Below are 18,609 nucleotides of genomic sequence, written 5' to 3'. Positions count from 1 at the left end.
GCAATTTCTTGCTGCTTACCAGTGCGCGCTTGATCGCGTTGGATTGCTGGACGGTGGCGCAATCTGGCCCGGCGCAGCGGGAACTAGCGGCGTCATTGGCGTTGCAGGTACAGCGGCATTGCTATTGGCTGCGGCATCGTACGGCGGAATCACCACCACCGCGACGGGCCGCAGCACAAAGGGCAGTGTATGGCCGTCGTGCGCCACGTCCGTCCACGTGCCGCGCACAATGCCGTGACCGTCGATGGCGCCTTCCCAGGTGCCCGTGACGTGCGTGCCGTCATCGGACTCCTCCATGAGAAAACCGCCGTTTTCATATTCGCCGGTCACCAGGCGCACGCCCGCCGCGTTGCCCGCAACGTATTCGCCGTGGACGCTGTCGATTTCACCGGTCTTGCGGCCAAGGCGCATGCGGATCGGCATGTCGCCGATCACGCCGGTGTAGACGGGATATCTCGCGTAGTCGGGCTGCGGCTGCAGCAAACGGGGCGGCGCTGTCTGGGCGGAGAACCCGTTGTCACCCTTCCCGGCCTGAGCGCGGCGCTTGTCGCCATCGGCAACGGCGCGGTTCAGGCCCAGGTCACCTGGCTGCACGTTGGTGCTGCCGGTCGATACGTCGTAGCCGTTGTTGGCGGCCGGCGTCTGCGCGGACACCGGCGCCACGCCTGCGGCCAGCACCAGCGCAAGCAGCGCGCCAGTGGGCCAAATCAGGCGTTCAATCGAAAAAATGCGTTCAGATGCGTTCGAACACCGCCGCAATGCCTTGTCCTCCACCAATACACATGGTCACCAGCGCGTAGCGACCACCGATGCGCTGCAGCTCGTACAGCGCCTTGACCGTGATAAGCGCACCCGTTGCGCCTATCGGGTGGCCGAGCGAGATGCCCGAACCGTTCGGGTTGACCTTGGCCGGGTCGAGGCCGAGTTCCTTCGTCACCGCGCAGGCCTGTGCGGCAAATGCCTCGTTGGCTTCGATCACATCCAGATCCTTCACCGACAGGCCTGCGCGCTCCAGCGCCTTGCGTGTGGCCGGCACCGGGCCGATACCCATGATCTTCGGATCCACGCCAGCGTGGCCGTACGACACCAGCCGTGCCAATGGCTTGAGGCCGCGCTTCTCCGCCTCCGAGCGCTCCATCAGCACCAGCGCGGCAGCCGCGTCATTCAGGCCCGAAGCGTTGCCTGCCGTGACCGTGCCGTTCTCTTTCGTGAAGACCGGCTTGAGCTTGGTCATATCGTCGATGACCGCGTCGTGGCGGACGTGCTCATCGGTATCGAACTGGATATCGCCCTTGCGCGACTTGATCGTCACCGGAACGATCTGGTCTTTGAAGTAGCCGGCCTGGATGGCGCGCGATGCACGCTGGTGCGATTCCAGCGCGGTCTGGTCTTGCTGCTCGCGGCTGATGCCGAATTCGCGGGCAACGTTTTCCGCCGTCACCCCCATGTGGATCGCGTGGAACGGGTCGTGCAGAGCGCCAAGCATCATGTCGACCATCTTGGCGTCGCCCATGCGCGAACCCCAACGGGCGGCGGGCGCAAGGTAAGGCGCACGGCTCATGCTTTCTGCACCGCCGGCAATGGCAACGTCGGCGTCGCCAAGCAGAACGGTTTGCGCGGCGCTCACCACGGCCTGCAGGCCCGAGCCGCACAGGCGGTTGACGTTGAATGCGGGGGTTTCGGCCGACACGCCGCCGTTCACCGCAGCCACGCGCGAGAGATACATGTCGCGCGGCTCGGTGTTGATCACGTGGCCAAACACCACGTGGCCAACATCTTCGCCCTTCACACTTGCGCGGGCCAGCGCCTCGCGCACGACGAGCGCGCCCAGTTCGCACGGCGCCACATCCTTCAAGCTGCCGCCAAACGTTCCGATTGCGGTACGAACGCCGCTGACCACCACCACTTCACGTGCCATTGCTGTCTCCTGTGCCATCGAAATTGGATGGCGGCCAGTATAAACGCACGACCGTTCGCAAATTTTAGGTACGACTACCTAAGGGGATCAGACCTCGCCCCACAGGTCGTGACCATCGGCGCCGGTAATCTTGACCGAAACAAAATCGCCCGCCTTGTAGCGCTTGTATGGCTTGGACGGCGGCGCGATATAGACCAGGCCGTCAATCTCTGGCGCATCCGCCGACGAACGGCCGATGCCGCCGTCCTGATTAACCTCATCCACGAGCACGCGCAGCGACTTGCCAACCTTGCGCTGGAGGCGGCGCGCAGACACGCGCTCGGCGACTTCCATAAAGCGCGCGCGGCGCTCCTCGCGCACCTCATCGGGCAGCGCGCCCGGCAAGTCGTTGGCGGTGGCGCCTTCGACCGGCGAATACGCGAAGCAACCCACGCGGTCCAGCTCTGCCTCGGCGATGAAGTCGAGTAGCGTTTGGAACTCCTCTTCCGTTTCACCCGGGAAGCCCGCGATGAATGTGCTACGGATGGTCAACTCCGGGCAGACCTCGCGCCAGGCACGGATGCGGTCCAGCGTTTTCTCGGCGTTGGCCGGGCGCTTCATGCGCTTGAGCACGTCGGGGTGGGCGTGCTGCAGAGGCACGTCCAGATACGGAAGGACTTTGCCCTCGGCCATCAACGGCATCACCTCGTCCACGCTCGGGTACGGGTAGACGTAATGCAGGCGCACCCAGGCGCCGTACTGCGACGCCAACTCGCCAAGCGCGCCCACCAGCTCGGTCATGCGCGTCTTCAGCGGGCGGCCATTCCAGAAGCCCATGCGGAATTTCACATCGACGCCATAAGCGCTGGTGTCCTGGGAGATGACGAGCAGTTCCTTGACGCCGGCCTTCAGCAGGTTTTCCGCCTCCAGCATCACTTCGGCCACCGGACGCGAGACGAGATCGCCACGCATCGACGGGATGATGCAGAAGCTGCAGCGGTGGTTGCAGCCTTCGGAAATCTTCAGATACGCGTAGTGCTTGGGCGTGAGCTTGATGCCTTGCGGCGGCACCAGATCGATGAACGGGTCGTGCGGCTTGGGCAGGTGCGTGTGCACCGCTTCCATCACCTCGCCCAGCGCGTGGGGGCCGGTCACAGCCAGCACCTTCGGGTGTACGTTGGTGATGATGTCCTGGCCTGCGGCGTCCTTCTTGGCACCCAGGCAGCCGGTCACGATCACCTTGCCGTTCTCGGCCAACGCCTCGCCAATCGCATCCAGGCTTTCCTGGACAGCCTCGTCGATGAAGCCGCAGGTATTGACGACCACCAGGTCCGCCCCACCGTACGTGCCGGAGATCTCATACCCCTCCGCGCGCAGTTGGGTGATGATCTGCTCGGAATCGACCAAGGCCTTGGGACAACCGAGACTGACGAACCCCACCTTGGGGCTCTGGGTACTGACGTCGGACATGGAAACAACCTGATGTGGGAGAGGATTTGCGCTGTGCACACGGGGTGTGCCGCGCAGTTGCGTATTTTAACCGTTAGCCGCGCCTGGGCGGCCAAGCCGAAGCTGCATCTGTTCGATCACGCGCTCGATTTCCAGCGCGTCTTGCAGTCTGCGGATCGCATCGTGCAGTTCCGCGGCCTGCGGCCACGTCCGCTTCAGATAGCTGAGCCACAGTTTGACGCGGCCATGCTCATGTTTGGCCGAGATGCGCGCATGCAGCTTTTTCAGATAATCGGCGAGAAAGCCCAGCACAACCGGCCATTCCGCCGCAGACGGCGCTTGATCCATCTGCCCGCGAATGCGTTGGGCCAGGAATGGGTCAGATACGGCGCCACGGCCGATCATCACGTCATCGCAGCCGCTGACGGCGCGACAACGCTCCCAATCAGCCACCGTCCAGACCTCGCCGTTGGCGGTCACGGGGATGCTTACGGCGTCGGCGATACGTGCAATCCAGTCCCAATGGGCAGGAGGACGGTAGCCGTGGTCGCGCGTGCGGGCATGCACGACGAGCGATTCGGCACCGCCCTCCGCCAGGGCCGTCGCACAATCAATCGCTCGGGAAGTATCGGAAACGCCGAGCCGCATCTTCGCCGTCACCGAAATGTTGGCCGGCACGGCGGCTCGCACGGCATGCACGATGTCGTACAGCACTTCCGGCGTGGCGAGCAACATGGCGCCGCCGCCGTGCCGGTTCACGACCTTGGCCGGGCAACCGAAGTTGAGGTCGATGCCATGCGGCGTAAGGGACGCCGCGTATGCCGCATTGCGTGCCAGCCATTCCGGATCGCTGCCAAGGAGCTGGATGGTCATCGGCGTGCCGCTGGCGGTATAGCCGCCGTTGCGGATCTCGGGCGTCTCACGTTCGTACGTGCGCGCGGGCAGCAACGAGCCCGTCACCCGGACGAACTCCGAGACGCATCCGTCGTAGCCGCCAGCTTGGGTCAGCACGTCGCGCATGACGTAATCTGCGACCCCTTCCATCGGGGCAAGCAAAAGACGGCTCATGCGAAAACGGAAGACGGCCGGCGCACGGGCCGGGAGCGAACATCAAACATGGGAGACCGAAGCGGGAATCGTGATCGTCGGAGAGGCGTATGCCTCACCTGAAAGATCGGTATTTTACCTTGCCGCCCTCACCCACGCGCGCCCAATAAAAAAGGCGAACCGCCATGCGATTCGCCTTGTTTTGCCAGCCAGCCAAACTTACTTCTTCTCGGGCGGCTGATTGAACGGGAATGTCCCGAACATGTTCTTGGCTTGACTCTGCATCTGCTCCTGCATCTGCACGAACAGGTTTTTGCTCTGCTCGATGTAGTTGCTCATCATGCCTTGCATCATCGGCCCCTGCATGTTCATGAATTGCGACCACATGTCAGGGTTGAAGGAGTTGCCGCTGTACAGATCCTTGGAGTTTTCGGCCAGCTTGCTCTGGATGTCGACAAACGCCTGGATGTTCTTTTCCAGATACGTGCCCATCATGCCCTGCATGGCGTTGCCATAGAAACGGATGATCTGAGCGAGCATCGCGCCGGAGAACATCGGCACACCGCCGGTTTCCTCTTCCAGGATGATCTGCAGCAGGATGCTGCGGGTCAGGTCTTCACCGGATTTCGCATCAACAACGCGAAACTCTTCAGTTTCCATCACGAGCTGCTTGACGTCTGCCAGCGTGATGTACGTGCTGGTTTGGGTATCGTAGAGCCGGCGGTTGGGATATTTCTTGATCAGCCGTTCGGTGCCCTTCTTGCTGGTGGCCATCGTGCCTTTCCGTGTTGGCGATGCTGCTGCGGTGCAGCCGATGCAGTGCGAAATGACTGCACCGAGCGACGCAGCAAAATACGCGGTTGCCCGGTTGTTCCGATCTGCGTGCGAATGCTGCATTCAAGAGCAGCGCAGATGCATCCGGTTATGATCGGACGCCCCGTGTCTCCCTGCGGAGCGCCTCCGTGGTTGGATTCTATGCGGATCGCCTTGCAAAGAAAAGGCGACCTCCCCCGGTAAAAACCCGCAGCATTTTGATGCGGCTCACGCACTCGGACAGTTGCCCCGACAGGATGCAAAAAGCCTGCTGCAATGCAATCGAGCATTGCAGCATGCAGGCAAATTCAGGGGAAAAATTGCTGCGCCCATGCTGCAGCATGGGCGTGGGAGCATCAGCCCATGTGCAGGCCGCCGTTGAGGGAGAAGTCCGCGCCGGTGGAGAAACCAGATTCTTCAGATGCCAGCCAAGCGCAGATCGAGGCGATCTCGGTCGGCTCGCCCAAGCGCTTTACCGGGATGGTGCCAATGATCTTGTCGAGCACATCCTGACGAATCGCTTTCACCATGTCGGTGGCGATATAGCCGGGCGACACCGTGTTGACCGTTACGCCCTTGGTTGCGACTTCCTGCGCCAGCGCCATCGTGAAGCCATGCAAGCCAGCCTTGGCCGTCGAGTAGTTGGTCTGGCCAAACTGCCCCTTCTGGCCGTTCACCGACGAGATGTTGACGATACGGCCCCAGCCGCGATCCGCCATGCCGTCGATGACCTGCTTGGTCACGTTGAACAGCGAAGTCAGGTTGGTGTCGATCACTGCATCCCAGTCGGCGCGGGTCATCTTGCGGAACACCACGTCGCGCGTGATGCCGGCGTTGTTGATCAGGACATCCACCTCACCCACTTCAGCCTTGACCTTGTCGAACGCTGCCTTGGTGGACTCCCAATCACCGACGTTGCCCTCGGACGGCACGAAATCGAAACCGAGCGCCTTTTGCTGTTCGAGCCATTTCGCCTTGCGCGGCGAGTTCGGGCCGCAGCCTGCGACAACGGTGAAGCCGTCGCGCGCCAAGCGCTGGCAAATCGCCGTTCCGATACCGCCCATGCCACCGGTGACGTATGCAATGCGTTTGGTCATGTCCACTCCTAGTCCTTGTTGTTAGAACTGCCTGGCCTCTTGCCAGGCAGCAAATGCTCAGGTGTCTCGGATTGGCGTGTGTGGCGTTCGTTCCGCCTCACGCCAATCCCACTGCAAAAAAACTTACGGACGCTCAACCGCCAGTGCCACGCCCATGCCGCCGCCGATACACAGCGAGGCCAGGCCCTTCTTCGCATCGCGCTTCTGCATTTCGTGCAACAGCGTGACCAAGATGCGGCAGCCCGACGCGCCGATCGGGTGACCGATCGCAATCGCACCGCCATTGACGTTGACCTTGGACGTATCCCAGCCCATCTGCTGATGCACTGCCAGCGCCTGAGCGGCGAACGCCTCGTTGATCTCCATCAGGTCCAGATCGCCCACCGACCAGCCGGCGCGCGACAGGCAGCGCTGCGATGCCGGTACCGGCCCCATGCCCATGACCTTCGGATCCAGACCGGCGCTCGCGTACGCACGGATCGTGGCCAGCGGCGTCAGACCCAGTTCCTTGGCCTTGGCTGCCGACATCACCACGACAGCGGCGGCGCCATCGTTCAGGCCCGAGGCGTTGGCCGCCGTCACCGTGCCGGCCTTGTCGAAGGCGGGCTTCAACCCAACCATCGATTCGAGCGTGGCGCCATGGCGAACGAACTCGTCCTGCGTAAAGGCAATCGGATCGCCCTTGCGCTGCGGGATCAGGATCGGAACGATTTCGTCGTTGAAGCGGCCCGACTTCTGCGCAGCTTCAGCCTTGTTCTGCGATGCCACGGCAAACTCGTCCTGTGCTTCACGCGTGATGCCGTATTCCTTGGCGACGTTCTCGGCCGTGATGCCCATGTGGTATTGGTTGTAGACGTCCCACAGCCCATCCACAATCATCGAATCAATAAGCTTGGCATCGCCCATGCGGAAACCATCGCGCGAGCCCGGCAGGACGTGCGGCGCGGCGGACATGTTTTCTTGGCCACCGGCCACGACGATCTCGGCATCACCCGCCATGATGGCGTTGGCGGCCAGCATCACGGCCTTCAGGCCCGAGCCGCACACCTTGTTGATGGTCAGGCCGGGCACCATGTTCGGCAGCCCGGCCTTGATGACGGACTGGCGCGCCGGGTTCTGGCCCGAGCCTGCCGTCAGCACTTGGCCCATGATGACTTCGCTCACCTGATCCGGTGCCACCTTGGCACGCGCCAGCGCTTCGCGGATAACGGCCGCGCCAAGCTCAGGCGCAGCGATCTTCGCCAGCGAGCCACCAAACTTGCCCACGGCGGTGCGTACCGCCGATACGATCACAACATCGGTCATTTGCTTACCTTCCACTGTCGAAAGAGAGGGTCGTTGGACACCGTCAGCGGCCGAAGCCGCGACGGCAACGGGGGTTCATGCGCGCGATCTTACGCTTTCTGTTTGACGTAGCGGCCAGGCGCCGGCTCGATGGCCGGGTAGTCCGCATTGCCGTAGCTCTTGGGTGCAGCCTTCTGCGCGCCGGCATGTGATGCCAACCACGTTGACCAATCCGGCCACCAGCTGCCCGGATGCTCCTTGGCACCCTCGAGCCACGCATCGGCGGTATCGGGCAGCTTGGGATTGATCCAATGCGAACGCTTGTTGGCCGCGGGCGGGTTGATCACGCCTGCGATATGTCCCGAGGCACCCAGCACGAAACGCCGCTTGCCCTTGAGCAGCGGCACAGAGCCATAAGCGGACTTCCACGGGACGATGTGGTCTTCACGCGAGCCGTAGATGTAGACCGGCACGTCGATCTTGCCGAGATCCACCGGTGTGCCGTTCACCTTCAGCTTGCCCGGCGTTTTGAGGTCGTTCTGCAGATACGTATGGCGCAAATACCAGCAGTACCACGGGCCAGGCAGGTTGGTGGAGTCGCCATTCCAGTACAGCAGGTCAAACGGCGCGGGCGTCTTGCCCTTCAGATAATTCTCGACAACGTAGTTCCAGACCAGATCGTTCGGGCGCAGGAACGAGAACGTGTTTGCCAGCTCCACACCGCGCAGCAGGCCCGGACCGGTCGGCGCATTGCTGCCGATGGTCTTCTCACGCATTTCCACCTGGGCTTGATCGACGAACACGTCGAGAATGCCGGTGTCCGTAAAGTCGAGCAGCGTGGTCAGCAGCGTCAGGCTTGCGGCCGGATGCTCGCCGCGCTCCGCCAGCACGGCCAGGGCAGTCGAGAGGATCGTTCCGCCCACGCAAAAGCCCAGCACATTGATCTGGTCCTGCGCAGAAATTTCGCGCGCTACGCGAATGGCCTCGATCGCGCCGCCTTCGATGTAGTCGTCCCACGTGCGGGACGCCATGCTCGCGTCCGGATTGCGCCACGACACCAGGAACACGGTATTGCCCTGCTCCACCGCATAGCGCACCAGCGAATTGGCCGGCTGCAGATCCAGGATGTAGAACTTGTTGATGCAGGGCGGCACCAGCAGCAGCGGGCGCGCATGCACCTTGGTCGTCAGCGGCTTGTACTGGATGAGCTGGAAGTAATCGTTCTCGAAGACGACGGCGCCTTCGCTGTTGGCGACATTGCGGCCGATCTCGAACGCCGTTTCGTCGGTCTGCGAGATCTTGCCGCGCTCCATGTCCTGCAGCATGTTCAGGATGCCGGTACGCAGGGATTCGCCACGCGATTCAATCAGATGCTTCTGGGCCTCTGGGTTGGTCGCAAGGAAGTTGGACGGCGACATGGCGGCCGTCCATTGCGACACGGCAAAACGCACGCGCTCGCGGGTCTTGGCGTCAGCCTGCACGGCGTCGGCCATTTCCATCAGCGTGCGGGCGTTAAGCACGTAGAACGCGGCGGCATAGCCGTAGAGCGGGCTCTTGCGCCAGGCATCGTTCGAGAAGCGGCGATCAGACGGCGCCACGGCCTCTGCGCTTTCGCCGGTGCTCATGTGGCGCCAGATCTGGAGCCACTCTTCAAGATATTTCTGCTGAATTTCGGCCAGCCGATCGTGCGGGATCAGCGCGAAGGGAACCGCGCCTTCGCCCATCGCTGCGCCGTTGAACTGGCCAAGACCCGGAGCCGCGGCACCGGGTTGTGCGAAGGCGCCCGCAAAGGCTTGCCATTGCTTGAACTGCTCCGCCCACTGCGTAGGGTCCGACAAGCCCTGCCAGGGAGCTTGAGTGTGGGCGCTAGATGCTTTGGATGATGTCGATTGACGCGATGCCATAGTGCCCTCGATCCGACGATATGCGCCGCTCCGGTTGGAACGGCGGCGCAACTCGTAGTATTGCGGGGCATTGTTGCCTTGCCGTTTCAAGGCTGTCAATCGGAGTTAGTCAATGATCGGCCGGAAACGCCCAGCCAGCGCGGGTTTTGCCACATTCGCCGAAAACAGCTCTGACCAAATGGCTAAGCACAGAACCGGGGCTATGGTCCAATTTGCGCAATTTCGTGCGAGACTGCTGCATTGCGCCAATGCCGGGCACTGCTTTTTCCCATGTATATCGTCGCCATCGCCTGGCTCTACGTCGTGTTGATGATGTCCTTGACTGAGCAATCTTGGATTGCCGGCATCGGCACATTTGTCTTCTACGGCGTGGCGCCGCTATCGCTCTTCCTCTGGATTGTCGGCACGCCGGCACGCAGGCGCCGCCGCAAAGCCCAGGAAGCCGCGCAAGACAAGGCGGACACGGCCCCCACGCTGAGCAGCGATGCAGGCGACGGCGCCGCCTGAACGCTCACTCCGCGCGCCAGATCAGCGTCGCCATGCGGCCCGTGGTGCGCTCCCGACGGTACGAATAGAAGCGCTCGGCGTCCTTCATCGTGCATAGGCCACCGCCGTACACGTCAGTACAGCCGGCGCGTGCCAGCCGCAGTCGGGCCAACACATACAGATCAGCGAAGAACTTGCCCGCGGATGCGCCTTCCACGAAGGCCGCCTGGGTGGCAGGTAATTCACCGGGCTGAGCGGCGTCGATAAAGGCTTGGCGCACTTCCGCACCCACTTCAAAGCACGATGGCCCAATGGCCGGCCCCAGCCATGCCAGCCACGTTGGATCGGCTTCCTGGCCGCTGGCGCGCAACCGTTGCGTCATTGCATCCAGCGTGCGCTCGATCACGCCACCGCATAGACCGCGCCAGCCCGCATGCGCCGCACCCACGGTTACGCCGCGAGCGTCGCTCAGCAAGACAGGCAGACAATCCGCCGTCATCACCACGCAGACGCGATCCCGCCACGACGCCACCGCCGCGTCGGCAACCACAGGCGCGGACGTGCCGACGAGTTGATCAAGATCCGCCACGCTGGTGCCGTGCACCTGCTCCATCCACGCCGGCTCGGCGGGTAGCGCTGCACGCAGGATGCGGCGGTTCTGTTCAACGGCTTCCGGCACATCACCAACGTGCTGACCAAGGTTCAGACCGCCCGGCAAACCACCGGCCAATCCGTAAGGCCCTGTGCTGACGCCACCCAGGCGGGTCGTGGCCAGCGCTTTGACATGCGGATGCGCAGGCCAGTCGGGAACGATCCAGTCAGTTGATATCGGCATCGGGATCCAGGTCCAGGGCTTCCAGAAGATCGGCGAAATCGTCGGGCACGCCAGCTTCCCAGTGCACCGATTTGCCCGATGCAGGATGCACGAGCCCCAGGCGCACCGCGTGCAGCGCCTGCCGCGTAAATGGCACCGGCAGCTGCGCCTTGATTGTCTGTGGCTTGCCACGGCGGAAGTTGCGCGTGTACACCGGATCGCCAAGCAGAGGATGCCCCTCCGATTCAAAGTGCACACGGATCTGGTGTGTACGACCGGTCTCGAGCTGGCAGCGCACCAGCGATACCTGCGCGCGCCCGAGGTCCACCACGTCCAGCGTCTTGAAATGCGTGCGCGCCGGCTTGCCGCTGGCCGTCTCGATGATGGCCATGCGCGTGCGGTCGCGCGGGTCCCGGCCGATCGGGGCGTCGATCGTGGCCTCCTCCGGCGTTTCGCCCCACACCAGCGCAAGATAAGTCCGCTTGACGGTACGTGCCTGCAGTTGGCGCACGAGATCGGTTTGCGCTGGTAGCGTACGGGCAACCACCATCAGGCCGGAGGTGTCCTTGTCGAGGCGGTGGACGATGCCGGCACGCGGCAACTCCACGGCGTCGGGATAGCGGTGCAGCAGGCCATTGAGCACCGTGCCGCTCCAGTTACCCGCAGCCGGATGCACCACAAGGCCGGCAGGCTTGTTGATGACGAGCAGCGTGTCGTCTTCGTACACCACATCCAGATCGATGGGCTCGGCAACGAAGGCGCTTTCGTCTGCCGCGCGCTGCGGGACGACTTCAATGCGGTCACCGCCGGAGATGGCCGCACGCGGGCGCACGACTTCACCCCGCAGGCGCACCGCACCTGCGTCAATCCATTGCTGCAGGCGGCTGCGCGAATAATCGGGCAGCAGCTTGGCAAGCGCCTTGTCTAGGCGCTCGCCGTGCATGGCTTCCGGAATCTCGACGATGATCGGTTCGACCGCCGGTGCCGCATCTGCGGCATGCAAATCGAGCGCCTCATCATCGAGGGCGTCTTCCGTCTCCGGCGCAGTGAGGGAAACGTCAGCCAGTGCGTCGTCTGACACAGGGCTTGGGCTATAATGCTTGATGCGATTTTTCATTCAGAAAAGGTGCCCATGTCGGTCACGAGCGTAAAGCAGGCGCGTATTGGAAGTCGAATCGGCAATCGAATCGGCAGTCGAATCCGCGCACAAATCGGAGCAGTGTTGGTAGCAGGCGTTGCATGTCTGGCTATCTCGGCCTGCGGCATCCTGCCGGAACAGCAAGACGAAACTGCTGGCTGGTCAGCTAACAAATTATATTCGGAAGCGAAGGATTCGCTCGACGGCGGTGACTACGCCAAGGCGGTCAAGTACTACGAAAAGCTCGAAAGCCGCTATCCGTTCGGGCCGTACGCCCAGCAAGCCCAGATCGAAACCGCCTACGCCAACTACAAGGATGGCGAAACGGCTGCCGCGCTGGCCTCGGTTGATCGCTTCATCCAGCTGCACCCGAATCACCCCAGTGTGGATTACGCCTATTACCTCAAGGGCCTGATCAACTTCAACGACAACCTGGGTTGGCTCGGCCGCTTCTCGAACCAGGACTTGAGCGAGCGCGACCCGAAGGCGGCGCGCTCTGCCTACGACGCGTTCAAGACGCTGATCACGCGTTTCCCGAACAGCAAGTACACGCCGGACGCCACGCAGCGCATGCAATACATCGTGAACGCGATGGCCGAGCATGAAGTGGGCGCCGCGCGCTACTACTATCGCCGTGGCGCTTACTTGGCCGCCGTCAACCGCGCACAGGACGCCATCAAGGATTACGATCGCGCCCCGGCTGTGGAAGAAGCGCTGTACATCATGATGAAGTCGTACGAAGCGCTGGGCATGAAGGACATGCGCGACGACACCGAACGCATCATCAAGCAGAACTACCCGAAGAGCGACTTCCTCGCCTACGGCCAGCGCAAGAAAGACAAGCCCTGGTACCAATGGTGGTAAGCAAGGCTTGAACTGCACAGCAAAAAGCCCGGTCGATTGGCCGGGCTTTTTGTTTGTGCGTGCGGATCAGTCTTCAAGGTCGCCGGCAGGCGGATCATCCGAATCCGGCCGCAGGGAACGCAGGAACTCGGCGGCGGTCTCGGCCTCGCGCGTACGCTTGAACGGCGGCAGGCTCTGCCAGATCTGGCGACCGTAGTTTTTCTCGACCAAGCGAGGGTCGCAGATCATCAGCACGCCGCGATCGGTCTCCGAGCGAATCAACCGGCCGGCACCTTGCTTGAGCGTGATCACCGCATGCGGCAGTTGGTGCACGGCAAACGGGCTCAGCCCCTTTTTCTCCAGGGCCTCCATCCGGGCGCTCAGCACCGGATCATCGGGTGGGGCGAACGGCAACTTGTCGATCACGACCAGCGAGAGCGCCTCACCGCGTACGTCCACGCCCTCCCAGAAGCTCTGGCTCCCGATCAGCACGGCGTTGCCGAGCGCGCGAAAACGGTCCAGGAGTTCCGTACGGCTGGCCTGGCCCTGCACAAGCAGCGGGAAATCCCACCCGCGTTGCGCGAATTCGTCCGTCAAGCGTTCGGCGGCGCGGTTCACTGCGCGCAACGTCGTGCATAGCAAGAACGTCTTACCACCCGCTGCCTCAATGAGCGGCAAGGTGGCATCGAGTACCGCATCGGTAAAGCGCGGATCGCTCGGCTGCGGCAGATCGCGCGGCACATAGAGCAAGCCTTGCGAGGCGTAATCGAACGGGCTGTCGAGCGTCATCGAGCGATCACGATCCAGGCCCAACTGTGCGGCGTAGTGCGTGAAGTTGCCGCGCACCGAAAGCGTGGCGGAGGTGAAGACCCACGCGCGCGGCTGGCCGGCACGTTGGCGCGAAAAAATCGGCGCGATCGACAACGGCGTCAGATGCAACTGCACGGAATTGGCGAACACCTCGACCCAGCGCACACGTTCGTCGACGGGGGCCGCGCTCTCGCCCTCCTTGCCCTCGTCGCCACCTTCCTTCTTTGGCACCTTCGGCGGTTTGGGATCGGCCCACGCATCAAGCTTTTCACACAGCGCCGCGGCGCGGCGATGGCATTGCTCGATGGTCTCGGCGCGCTCGGCCTGGGCTTCCAGCGCGCCGGTAAAGTCGGAAAGCGCCTGCTCCAGCTTCGGCAACACCTCGTAGAACGGCTTGGCGAGTGCCGCATCATTGTCGATCTGCTTGATCGACAGGCGTGAGCCGTCCTGGCGGAAGACCAGACGCAGATCACGCGCGGCCCGCTCCAGCGGCGCGGCAATCGCGACCCAATCCACCGCATCGCGTGCATGCGAAAGGCCTTCGGCCACGCTGTCGCGCGCAAGCTCGAGAATCTGGTTCGTCGAGATGGTCTCGCCAAAAAACAACGTGGCGGTTTCGGGCAGCTGGTGGGCTTCGTCGAAGATGATCGTGTTGGCGGCGGGCAGCAGTTCGGCCATGCCGGTGTCCTTCAACATCACGTCTGCGAAGAACAGGTGATGGTTGACTACCACCACGTCGGCCTGCTGCGCCTCCTTGCGGGCGCGCATGACGAAGCAGTCTTTGTAATACGCGCAGTCCGAACCCAGGCAGTTGTCGCGCGTGGACGTGACGAGGTTCCACACCGGCGCGTTCTCGGGCACGCTAGCAAGTTCGGCTTTGTCGCCTGTTTTCGTTGTCTTCAGGAAGAGGTTGATCTGGCGCAGCCACGCGGCGTCCTGGCGCGAAGAAAGGCGCCCGTTCTGCGACGTGCGCTCCACGTGGTAATGACAGACGTAATTGGCGCGGCCCTTGAGCAGCGCCACCGACACCGGCGCATTCAGCGCCTTGCGCACGGTCGGGATGTCGCGCAGGAAGAGCTGGTCCTGCAGGTTCTTCGTCCCGGTGGACAGGATCACCTTGCCGCCCCAGAGCATCGCCGGGACAAGGTAAGCGTAGGTTTTCCCCGTGCCCGTACCGGCCTCGACGATGATCGAATCGGCAGCCTCGATGGCATTGGCCACCGCCTGCGCCATCGTCAGCTGCGCACTACGGGGCCGGTAGCCATCGATACCCTTGGCCAGCGTGCCGTCATCGGCAAAGAGCGTAGCCAGCTCGCCATGATGAGCATCGGTAGGTGGAGAGGCGGCGGGAACCGAAGCATCGCTGGTATCGGCGTCGGAATCAGCCGACGGCTCGGCCAGCGGGGAAAGCGAAGTCAACGCGGAATCCGTGGAGTCAAATGACGGAGGCCGCACGTAATTGCGGCCTCTCGGGATGAAAATCGAACCAACTTTGGGCAGGCGCTAAGCCGGCACGTCCGGCTCAAGCTGCAACTGTAGCAGGGTGATGGTGTCCTTGAGTTTCAGGCGGCGCTTCTTGAGGCGGCGCAGCTGCAACTCGTCGTGACCGGCCGTACCTGCCAGCCGGTCGATCAGGAAATCGAGATCGCGGTGCTCGATCTGCAATTCAATGATGCGACGCGAGATCGTGTTCAGATCGCTGTCCATCGCTCTCCCTCCGGAAGCCCGGCCTTGGCTGAAGTTTAGAACCCCAGCGGACTGGTGTTGTTCTGGTTTTGCTCGTTGCGGCGCTTGGTTTGTTCGCGGCGCTCTTCCAGTTCTTTCTGGCGCTTGGCCGCGTCTTGCTGCTTTTCCTGGAATTGCTTGACGCTTTCGGCCCGCTTGGCGGCGTTGGCTGCGCCCTGCTCCTGCGCAGCCTTCAGCTTGGCATCGTAATCGGCCTGCTTCTTGGCCGCGGCCTGCGCGTTGGCGGCGCGCTGCGGCGCTTCGGCCTGGCGCTGCGCTTCGTTCAGGCGCTGCTGTTCCTGCTTGTTCGAGAAATCGGTGCGATTCTTCTGCTCGGCGGCTTCACGCTGGGGGCGTTCGGCGTTGTACTGAGCCTCGCGGATGGCGCGTTCCTGGTCGCGGCGGGCTGCGCGGTCGGCACGCTCGGCTTCGTCCAGTGCCAACTCACGTTCGCGGATGGTGTGGAGTTCCGTGCGGCGCACATCCTTGGCCTTGTCGATGCAGTGCGTGACGAGGAATTTGTCATAGCAGGCGCGCTCAGCCTGGGCATAGCGGTATTCGGCCCAAGATTTGGCGCTGGTGATGCGATCGTGCTCGGCGCCGAAATCGGGCTGTGTGGCGGGCACCGCAGCGGCTGGCGCAGAGGCCGGCTGAGACTGGCTCCATACAGGCGCGGCCACCAGCGCGGCACTGAGCACGGACGCCGGCAGAACCAAACGGGAAGCGCGGCGCGCAGGAGCGCGGCGACGGACAGAAAACAGGAGCGTAGGCATAACGCGCATTTTATCACCGCGCCTGTGCGGCAAACGCCGCGCGGCCACGGATTTCAGCTCAGGAACAGGGTTCGCGTTGTGGCAAAATGCGCGGCTTTCCATCGCACTCTCTGGAAGCAATGACTGATTCCGTGTTGCAGAAGATCGTCTCCCGCATCGCCACTGAACTGGCGGTCAGGCCGCAGCAGGTTGCCGCCGCCGTGCAACTGCTGGACGAAGGCGCCACCGTGCCCTTTATTGCACGTTACCGCAAGGAAGTGACGGACAACCTGGACGACACGCAACTGCGCAACCTGGAAGAACGCCTGCTGTACCTGCGCGAACTGGAAGACCGCCGCGCGGCCATCCTGGCTTCCATTGAAGAGCAAGGCAAGCTGACCGATGCCCTGCGCACCGCCATCGAGGCGGCCGAGACCAAGCAGGTGCTGGAAGATCTCTACCTGCCCTACAAGCCCAAGCGCCGCACGCGCGCCCAGATCGCTCGCGAATGCGGCCTGGAGCCGCTGGCCCAGGCACTGCTGGCCGACCCGACGCTCGACCCTCAAACCGAAGCCGCCAAGTTCGTCAACGGCAATCCGACTGCCGATGGCGGCGTGCCAGACGTGAAGGCTGCGCTGGACGGCGCGCGCGACATCCTCTCCGAACAGTTTGGCGAGACGGCCGAGCTGCTTGGCAAGGTGCGCGACCACCTTTGGAATCAGGGCCAGGTTTCGTCGACGGTGGTGGAAGGCAAGGAAACTGCCGAAGAAGAAAAATTCCGCGATTACTACGCGTACAGCGAGCCGATCCGCAACGTACCGTCGCACCGCGCGCTGGCGCTGTTCCGCGGCCGCAACGCGGGCGTGCTGTTCGTGAAGCTCGGTTTGGGCGAAGAACAGGACGCGCTAATTCCGCACCCGTGCGAAGTCATGATCGCGCGCCATGTCGGCATCGAGAACAAGGGCCGCGCGGCTGACAAGTGGCTGTCGGACGTGTGCCGCTGGTGCTGGCGCGTGAAGGTCCAGCCGCATATCGAGACCGAACTCCTCACGCAACTGCGCGAATCCGCTGAGGCCGAGGCCATCAAGATCTTCGGCCGCAATCTGCACGACCTGCTGCTGGCCGCGCCGGCTGGCCCCAAGGCAGTAATGGGCGTCGATCCGGGCATCCGCACGGGCTGCAAGATCGCGGTGGTGGACCACACTGGCAAGCTGCTCGAAACCGCCACGATCTACCCGCACGAACCGCGCCGCGACTGGAACGGTTCGCTCGCGACGATGGCCCGTCTGGCCAAGCAGCACGGCGTGGCACTGGTTTCAATCGGCAACGGCACGGCAAGCCGCGAGACCGACAAGCTGGTGCAAGACCTCATGCGTAACGCTCCGGAGCTGAAGCTGACCAAGATCGTGGTGAGCGAGGCTGGCGCGTCGGTGTATTCGGCGTCGGAGCTGGCGGCCAAGGAATTCCCGGAGCTGGATGTGTCGCTGCGTGGCGCGGTGTCGATCGCGCGTCGCCTACAAGACCCGCTGGCCGAACTTGTGAAAATCGACCCGAAGTCGATCGGCGTCGGCCAGTATCAGCACGACGTGAACCAGCGCGAGCTGGCCCGCGCGCTGGACGCCATCGTCGAGGATTGCGTCAACGCGGTCGGCGTGGATGTGAACACGGCCTCTGCCCCGCTGCTGGCGCGTGTATCGGGGCTGAACTCGATCCTCGCCAAGAACATCGTCGAATACCGCGATGCCAACGGCGCGTTCACCAACCGCGACGCGCTCAAGAAAGTGCCACGCCTGGGCGACAAGACGTTCGAGCAGGCCGCCGGCTTTCTGCGCATCAATGACGGCGACAATCCGCTTGATCGCTCCTCGGTGCACCCCGAGGCGTATCCGGTGGTCAAGCGCATTCTGGACAGCATCAAGAAAGGCATCGGCGACGTGCTCGGCAACCGCGAGGCGCTGCGTGGCCTGACCGCTCGCGACTTCACCGACGAGAAGTTCGGCCTGCCGACCGTGGTCGACATTCTTTCTGAACTGGAGAAGCCCGGCCGCGACCCGCGCCCCGAGTTCAAGACGGCGACATTCCAGGACGGCGTCGAAGACATCAAGGACCTGCAGCCGGGCATGGTGCTCGAAGGCGTGGTGACGAACGTAGCAGCGTTTGGCGCGTTCATCGACATCGGCGTGCATCAGGATGGTCTGGTACACGTGTCGGCGCTGTCGACCAAGTTCGTGCGCGACCCGCACGAGGTGGTCAAGCCCGGCTTGATCGTCAAGGTCAAGGTGATGGAAGTGGACGTGAAGCGCAACCGCATCGGCCTGACGATGCGCCTGTCTGACGAGCCCGGCCAGGCGCCTGCGCGTACCGGCGGTGGTGATCGCCCGAGCAGTGGCGGCAATCGCCACGGTGGCCAGCAGCGTCGCGCGCCGGAACCGTCCGGCGCCATGGCGGAAGCCTTCGCCAAGCTCAAGCGCTAACGCGCACTCTGTTTAGCGGAACCCGCCCGGTTTTCGGACTCGGCGGGTTTTTTCATGACTCGGCGCGCCTGTTACA

At 63.2% G+C, this 18,609-nt stretch carries 16 protein-coding genes; 3 read left to right on the top strand and 13 right to left on the bottom strand.

Annotation, left to right across the window (positions count from 1 at the left end):
* Positions 1 to 15 precede the first annotated feature (15 nt).
* The 8 genes from BG83_RS0104345 to phaC all read right to left on the bottom strand — a co-directional run bounded on the left by BG83_RS0104345 (position 16) and on the right by phaC (position 9,491).
* Positions 16 to 759 (bottom strand): hypothetical protein, encoded by a 744-nt coding sequence (locus BG83_RS0104345; protein ID WP_024975567.1) that lies wholly within the window; start codon positions 757 to 759, stop codon positions 16 to 18.
* Positions 734 to 1,918, bottom strand: coding sequence for a beta-ketothiolase BktB (gene bktB / locus BG83_RS0104340; protein ID WP_024975566.1), 1,185 nt, complete (start codon positions 1,916 to 1,918; stop codon positions 734 to 736). Before bktB ends, BG83_RS0104345 begins: the two co-directional genes overlap by 26 nt.
* 87 nt (positions 1,919 to 2,005) lie before the next feature.
* Positions 2,006 to 3,367 (bottom strand): 30S ribosomal protein S12 methylthiotransferase RimO, encoded by a 1,362-nt coding sequence (gene rimO / locus BG83_RS0104335; protein ID WP_024975565.1) that lies wholly within the window; start codon positions 3,365 to 3,367, stop codon positions 2,006 to 2,008.
* 66 nt (positions 3,368 to 3,433) lie between these two features.
* Positions 3,434 to 4,414 (bottom strand): tRNA dihydrouridine synthase, encoded by a 981-nt coding sequence (locus BG83_RS0104330; RefSeq protein ID WP_024975564.1) that lies wholly within the window; start codon positions 4,412 to 4,414, stop codon positions 3,434 to 3,436.
* A 198-nt stretch (positions 4,415 to 4,612) separates the two neighbouring features.
* The gene (phaR, locus tag BG83_RS0104325) at positions 4,613 to 5,167 is read right to left on the bottom strand and encodes a polyhydroxyalkanoate synthesis repressor PhaR (protein ID WP_024975563.1); all 555 of its coding nucleotides are present in this window, start codon (positions 5,165 to 5,167) and stop codon (positions 4,613 to 4,615) included.
* 395 nt (positions 5,168 to 5,562) lie between these two features.
* Complete coding sequence (locus tag BG83_RS0104320) at positions 5,563 to 6,303, bottom strand: 3-ketoacyl-ACP reductase (RefSeq protein ID WP_024975562.1); 741 nt, start codon at positions 6,301 to 6,303, stop codon at positions 5,563 to 5,565.
* Between the two features lie 123 nt (positions 6,304 to 6,426).
* A complete protein-coding gene (locus BG83_RS0104315) occupies positions 6,427 to 7,608 on the bottom strand; it encodes an acetyl-CoA C-acetyltransferase (RefSeq protein ID WP_024975561.1) in 1,182 nt (393 codons plus the stop codon).
* A gap of 89 nt (positions 7,609 to 7,697) precedes the next feature.
* Complete coding sequence (phaC, locus tag BG83_RS0104310; protein ID WP_024975560.1) at positions 7,698 to 9,491, bottom strand: class I poly(R)-hydroxyalkanoic acid synthase; 1,794 nt, start codon at positions 9,489 to 9,491, stop codon at positions 7,698 to 7,700.
* A gap of 270 nt (positions 9,492 to 9,761) precedes the next feature.
* Here phaC and BG83_RS0104305 point away from each other — a divergent pair, with 270 nt between their 5' ends.
* Positions 9,762 to 9,998, top strand: a complete 237-nt coding sequence (locus BG83_RS0104305) for a hypothetical protein (protein WP_024975559.1) — start codon at positions 9,762 to 9,764, stop codon at positions 9,996 to 9,998.
* A 4-nt stretch (positions 9,999 to 10,002) separates the two neighbouring features.
* Here BG83_RS0104305 and pgeF read toward each other — a convergent pair whose 3' ends face one another.
* The gene (pgeF, locus tag BG83_RS0104300; protein WP_024975558.1) at positions 10,003 to 10,812 is read right to left on the bottom strand and encodes a peptidoglycan editing factor PgeF; all 810 of its coding nucleotides are present in this window, start codon (positions 10,810 to 10,812) and stop codon (positions 10,003 to 10,005) included.
* Complete coding sequence (locus BG83_RS0104295) at positions 10,796 to 11,908, bottom strand: RluA family pseudouridine synthase (protein ID WP_024975557.1); 1,113 nt, start codon at positions 11,906 to 11,908, stop codon at positions 10,796 to 10,798. The genes pgeF and BG83_RS0104295 overlap by 17 nt, the downstream gene beginning before the upstream one ends.
* 15 nt (positions 11,909 to 11,923) lie before the next feature.
* Between BG83_RS0104295 and BG83_RS0104290 the strand changes: the two genes are divergently transcribed.
* A complete protein-coding gene (locus tag BG83_RS0104290; protein WP_024975556.1) occupies positions 11,924 to 12,793 on the top strand; it encodes an outer membrane protein assembly factor BamD in 870 nt (289 codons plus the stop codon).
* Positions 12,794 to 12,859: 66 nt separating this feature from the next.
* Here BG83_RS0104290 and BG83_RS0104285 read toward each other — a convergent pair whose 3' ends face one another.
* From BG83_RS0104285 to BG83_RS0104275, 3 genes are all read right to left on the bottom strand, one after another.
* Complete coding sequence (locus BG83_RS0104285; RefSeq protein WP_024975555.1) at positions 12,860 to 15,001, bottom strand: ATP-dependent DNA helicase; 2,142 nt, start codon at positions 14,999 to 15,001, stop codon at positions 12,860 to 12,862.
* A gap of 84 nt (positions 15,002 to 15,085) precedes the next feature.
* Positions 15,086 to 15,289, bottom strand: a complete 204-nt coding sequence (locus BG83_RS0104280) for a DUF465 domain-containing protein (RefSeq protein WP_024975554.1) — start codon at positions 15,287 to 15,289, stop codon at positions 15,086 to 15,088.
* Between the two features lie 35 nt (positions 15,290 to 15,324).
* Positions 15,325 to 16,089: a hypothetical protein gene (locus tag BG83_RS0104275; RefSeq protein ID WP_037031559.1), complete on the bottom strand. Its 765-nt coding sequence runs from the start codon at positions 16,087 to 16,089 to the stop codon at positions 15,325 to 15,327.
* A 110-nt stretch (positions 16,090 to 16,199) separates the two neighbouring features.
* Between BG83_RS0104275 and BG83_RS0104270 the strand changes: the two genes are divergently transcribed.
* Positions 16,200 to 18,533 (top strand): Tex family protein, encoded by a 2,334-nt coding sequence (locus tag BG83_RS0104270; protein WP_024975552.1) that lies wholly within the window; start codon positions 16,200 to 16,202, stop codon positions 18,531 to 18,533.
* Positions 18,534 to 18,609: the final 76 nt, after the last annotated feature.

Origin of the sequence: Ralstonia pickettii, assembly GCF_000607165.1 — a bacterium.
GTDB lineage: Bacteria > Pseudomonadota > Gammaproteobacteria > Burkholderiales > Burkholderiaceae > Ralstonia > Ralstonia holmesii.
This window is presented reverse-complemented; position numbering and strand designations above follow the sequence as displayed.

Coding starts and splice junctions, on each gene's coding strand:
- BG83_RS0104295 (WP_024975557.1), bottom strand. CDS start 11,908: ATGAAAAATCGCATCAAGCATTATAGCCCAAGCCCTGTGTCAGACGAC.
- rimO (WP_024975565.1), bottom strand. CDS start 3,367: ATGTCCGACGTCAGTACCCAGAGCCCCAAGGTGGGGTTCGTCAGTCTC.
- BG83_RS0104280 (WP_024975554.1), bottom strand. CDS start 15,289: ATGGACAGCGATCTGAACACGATCTCGCGTCGCATCATTGAATTGCAG.
- BG83_RS0104320 (WP_024975562.1), bottom strand. CDS start 6,303: ATGACCAAACGCATTGCATACGTCACCGGTGGCATGGGCGGTATCGGA.
- bktB (WP_024975566.1), bottom strand. CDS start 1,918: ATGGCACGTGAAGTGGTGGTGGTCAGCGGCGTTCGTACCGCAATCGGA.
- phaR (WP_024975563.1), bottom strand. CDS start 5,167: ATGGCCACCAGCAAGAAGGGCACCGAACGGCTGATCAAGAAATATCCC.
- phaC (WP_024975560.1), bottom strand. CDS start 9,491: ATGGCATCGCGTCAATCGACATCATCCAAAGCATCTAGCGCCCACACT.
- BG83_RS0104315 (WP_024975561.1), bottom strand. CDS start 7,608: ATGACCGATGTTGTGATCGTATCGGCGGTACGCACCGCCGTGGGCAAG.
- BG83_RS0104305 (WP_024975559.1), top strand. CDS start 9,762: ATGTATATCGTCGCCATCGCCTGGCTCTACGTCGTGTTGATGATGTCC.
- BG83_RS0104290 (WP_024975556.1), top strand. CDS start 11,924: ATGTCGGTCACGAGCGTAAAGCAGGCGCGTATTGGAAGTCGAATCGGC.
- BG83_RS0104270 (WP_024975552.1), top strand. CDS start 16,200: ATGACTGATTCCGTGTTGCAGAAGATCGTCTCCCGCATCGCCACTGAA.
- BG83_RS0104330 (WP_024975564.1), bottom strand. CDS start 4,414: ATGAGCCGTCTTTTGCTTGCCCCGATGGAAGGGGTCGCAGATTACGTC.
- pgeF (WP_024975558.1), bottom strand. CDS start 10,812: ATGCCGATATCAACTGACTGGATCGTTCCCGACTGGCCTGCGCATCCG.
- BG83_RS0104275 (WP_037031559.1), bottom strand. CDS start 16,089: ATGCGCGTTATGCCTACGCTCCTGTTTTCTGTCCGTCGCCGCGCTCCT.